The 3966-nt window shown below is 63.7% G+C and carries 5 protein-coding genes; 4 read left to right on the forward strand and 1 reads right to left on the reverse strand.

Going from position 1 to position 3966, the window contains the following annotated elements; translation table 11 throughout:
• Together Q0288_RS09780 and Q0288_RS09785 are read left to right on the forward strand one after the other, a co-directional pair.
• Positions 1-638, forward strand: a 638-nt coding sequence (locus Q0288_RS09780; protein WP_299429884.1) for a hypothetical protein, incomplete at its 5' end; no start/stop codon positions are given.
• Between the two features lie 258 nt (positions 639-896).
• Positions 897-1160, forward strand: coding sequence for a hypothetical protein (locus tag Q0288_RS09785; protein ID WP_299429886.1), 264 nt, complete (start codon positions 897-899; stop codon positions 1158-1160).
• A gap of 20 nt (positions 1161-1180) precedes the next feature.
• Here the strand turns inward: Q0288_RS09785 and Q0288_RS09790 are convergent, their stop codons facing one another.
• Positions 1181-1819: a hypothetical protein gene (locus Q0288_RS09790; RefSeq protein ID WP_299429887.1), complete on the reverse strand. Its 639-nt coding sequence runs from the start codon at positions 1817-1819 to the stop codon at positions 1181-1183.
• A gap of 102 nt (positions 1820-1921) precedes the next feature.
• On the opposite strand from Q0288_RS09790, the gene Q0288_RS09795 reads away from it, so the two are divergent.
• A complete protein-coding gene (locus Q0288_RS09795) occupies positions 1922-3310 on the forward strand; it encodes a fused MFS/spermidine synthase (protein ID WP_299429889.1) in 1389 nt (462 codons plus the stop codon).
• A 47-nt stretch (positions 3311-3357) separates the two neighbouring features.
• Positions 3358-3966, forward strand: a 609-nt coding sequence (locus Q0288_RS09800) for a chitobiase/beta-hexosaminidase C-terminal domain-containing protein (protein WP_299429891.1), incomplete at its 3' end; no start/stop codon positions are given.

Genomic DNA, 3966 nt, shown 5'->3' on the forward strand with positions numbered 1-3966 from the left:
TGATGTTCAACTGGTACGAGACCGGAAACCACCTGTTCTTGATGGCCCAGTGGATGCTGGCCCTGACCTTGGCGCTCTTTGCCAAAGACCGGGACAAGGCCATCACCCTCTCCTCGAGGTTCCTCATCGGTACGGTGTTCGCCCTGGCCTCGCTGTGGAAGTGGATCAGCCCCGACTTCGCCAGCGGGTCGTTCTTCAACTTCTTCTTCCTGCACGACTTCCGCATGGGGCCGGTCGCGCCGCTGTTCAGCTCCCTTCAGCTCGAAGACATCCGCCACAACGCCCAGGCCGTCATGGCCCTGAGCAAGCAGCCCACCGAGGTCTTGCTGTACCTCAAGAGCGACCCAGTAATCCCAATTGTCAGCCGCTACCTGGCCCTGGGGGCGGGGATTCTCGAGACGCTGGTTGCCGTGCTGTTCCTGCTGCCCTCGAGGCAACTATCCGGTTGGCGAGACGCGAGCCTGATGGTCTTCGTGTGCGGCACCTACCTGATCGCCCCGGTGTCGGTGTTTGGGGTCTTGCTATCTGCAATGGGTTTTGCCCAGGCGCAGCACGGGTTGACCCGGTTGGGCTACTTGGTGCTGTTTTTCGTGGTGCAGGTGATGGGCTGGCGGCTGTGGCTGGTAAGCGTTAACTGAAACCCTCGCAGGCCGTGAACCTGGCGTAAATCGTTTTGATCTGTCACCCACTTGTCACCGGCTTAACCGTAGGTAGTTGAGCCGATGAAAGCCTCGAGAACTGCCTCAGAGACAACTCTTGCTAGGGTTGGAGTCTTTGTCCTCGCAGGGTGATGGCGATCCAAGCCATCACCTCATTGGCCTGCCGGGTGTCACCTCGGTGTCGCTGGGGCAGGGGAGAAGTTTGGATAATCTGCTGCTGTGCTTAGGAGAACGACCATGTGGATTGACAACGGCGAGATTTTGTTCAACTTGGATACCGGCTGCTCGGTGACGATTGACGTGCTGCGGGTCGGCCCGGCGGAGGATTTCAGCCTGACCTGGAAGGATAAGTCGGGGGAGTCGGAGTTCGTGATCGCGGTGACCGACACGGCGGCGGAGGCCGAGCGGTTGCTGCGCCTGCTGGCTGCTCGACTTCAGGCTTGGGGGTTGGAGGCTGTGGAGGGGCAGACGGATGGCGGGGCGCTGCTGAGGGATGCCTGAGTTTTGGCAAGAGGCCAGAGTCAGCTCTTGTTCTTCCGGCGGCGCTGCGGCTCGAGCGGCTCCAATGCAGCAGCCTCCACCAGCCCCTCGAACTTCCGCTCCAGGCCGCCCAGGTTCTTGGGCTTGCCGTGGTAGATCACGAGCTTGGCGGAGTCGGCCTCGAGCAGCCCCCTGGTGCTCTCGACGGTGCGGGCCAGGCTGACCGTCGAGGGGGAGGGGTACTTGAGGTGCAAGTAGAGAGTAGCCTTCTTGCTCCAGACCTTGGCGGTGAAGGGCTTGACCCGCTCGGCCTGGGCGGCCTTGCCCAGCTTCTGGGCCTGCTGCACGGCGGCGCGGTAGAGCAGGGAGCGGGATATTTGCAGCATCTCGCCGCTCGACCACTGGAGGTTGGCCCCGGCCACCAGCCTTCCCGAGCGGGTCAGCGAGATCACCTCCCCCATCAGGGTCTCCTCGGTCTCCGCCAGTTCCATCTTGAGCAGGGTCGGCAGGTGATCGGCGTGCAAGGCCGCGAAGTCGCTCAGGAAGAGGGTGTCCCACTCGCCCAGCAGGTGGATAGGGGGCAGCAGCTCGTCGGGGATGAACTTGAGCAGCTTATTCCGCCGCTGGGCGATGCTGTCGTTAAAGCTCAGGGGCTGCTCGCGCATACGGGGTCTCGGCATGGCATTGTTTATACCATGTTTGTACACGTAAAACAATGTGCTATTGCGTGAAAATTCTGTCCTATATTGTATATTACAAATATACATATTATTATCGTTATCGTGAAAAACATACTCTATCTGGTTGCTTTTTTGGAGGGGTTTTCGACCCTGGCGGTGGAGCTACTGGCGATCCGCATCCTGATCCCGGTGGTGGGCTCGAGCGTCGTCCTGACCGGGGTGGTGCTCTCGGTGATCCTGCTGGCCCTTAGCCTGGGCTACGAGCAGGGCGGGCGGCTGGCGCAGTCGGGGCGGCGGCGCGAGGCCCTGGTTTTCAACCTGACCCTGAGCGGAACCCTCTACGCCTGGGGGCTGTTCCTGCTGCCGCGTCTGGGCGACGGGCTGGTGGACGGGCTGGGGCTCTCCTGGGGGCTGCTGCTGGCCGCAGTGCTGGCACTGGGGCTGCCGGTCTTTCTGGCCTCCTGCACCATCCCGGTCTTGGTTCAGATGCTGGCCGAGGCCGAGGACGGCACGGGTCAGTCGGGGCGCTGGACGGGTCGGCTGTTGCTGGTGAGCACCCTGGGCAGCGTGGCGGGCGGGCTGCTGCCGCCGATGCTGCTGTTCGGCTGGGCGGGGGTGGGGTGGACGGCGGTGGGGGTGGTGTTGACCCTGTGGCTGTGCGCCGCCCTGCTGTCGTTTGGGAGGGGCTCGGGCGGGAGACCGGCGACGGTCTTGCTGCTGGCAGGCCTGCCAGCGCTGCTGTTTTTGTCTATCCCCAGTTCTGACCTCTTCCACCGCGACAGTGCCTACCAGCAGCTAAGGGTGGCCCGAGTGGGCGGGGAGCGCATCCTCTTCACCAACGGTCAAGCCGCCAGCGGGCTGACCTGGCCCGCCAAGCAGCCCAGCTTCAGCTACGTGCGGGAGGCCCTCGAGGTGCTGTCTGAGCGCCCGCTGGGCAACGCCCTGTTTCTGGGGGCGGCGGGGATGGTGCTGCCTGAAAGGCTCGAACGAGACCGGGGCGTGGATGCGCTGAGTGTTGACCTCGACCCGGCGGTGCGAGAGGCGGCGCTGGCCCTGTGGGGCGAGCCCTTGCGGGGCCGCTTCCTCGCCGCCAGCGCCAGGGCGGTGGTGCGGAAATGCGAACCCCGGCAGTACGACCTGGTATTCCTCGACACCTTCAGCGGCAACGCCCCGCCGCCCGAGACCCTGACCCTGGAGTACCTGCGTCAGGCCCAACGCTGCGGACGGCTGGTGATCGCCAACGCCATCTTCGACAAGGGGATGAAGAGCGCCTTCTCGAGTTCAGTTCTGAGCACCGCTAGGGCGGCTTGGGGAGCAGTCTATTACCGCCAGGCCGCCACCATGCCCGGCAGCTTGGCCGACAACTACCTGCTCAGCGACCAGCCTCTGCCCGGCTTTGCCTCCTACCCTGGAAAAGGGGTGATTTACCGCGACGGACGGCACACCATCGAGCGCGACTGGCTGGCCGTGGCTAGTATTAAGACGAAATAAAATAATGTATACTTGTAATATATAAAAACACCATGTAATATCTAGCCATGAAAAGTTTTCCCAACTTCTTCATGGCGGGTCTGCTCGCCCTCATCGTCGGCTGTGGTGCAAGCACTACTCAAACCCCAGAGCCCTCTACCCTCGGCACCCTGCCCGAACTGGAGCCCCAGGCCATCGTGCTTAACCTGAACACCCTGCCCCAAGGGGTGGCCGCAGGAAACAGCGACCGTGCCGCCAGCCCGTCGGGGGTACACCCTCAGGCAGTGAGTCCCTCGGCCCTGCCCTTGGCCCAAGACGGTTATGTGGCGGCGGTGGGCATCAACGCGGCCAACCAGAGCGACGGCACGGTGCTGGCCGAACTGGCCACCGCCACCAGCGGCGCTCTGATCCGCTTCACCACCGACGGCTCCGAACCCACCTGGAGCAGCCCTTGGTACAGCGCCCCGCTGCGCCTGTCGCGCAGCACCACCCTCAAGGCGTTCGCGTTGCGCCAAGGGCTGGGCAACTCCCCGGTGCGAACCTTCACCTTCGAGGCGGCACTCCCCACCCCGGTTGTCCCTGCCCCTACTCCCACCCCTACTCCCACCCCTACACCCACCCCTACACCAACCCCGATTCAGCCCACCCCTACACAGGAGTCCCTCGACCCCCTCCCC

Origin of the sequence: uncultured Meiothermus sp. (assembly GCF_937863175.1) — a bacterium.
In the GTDB taxonomy this organism is placed as follows: Bacteria; Deinococcota; Deinococci; order Deinococcales; family Thermaceae; genus Meiothermus.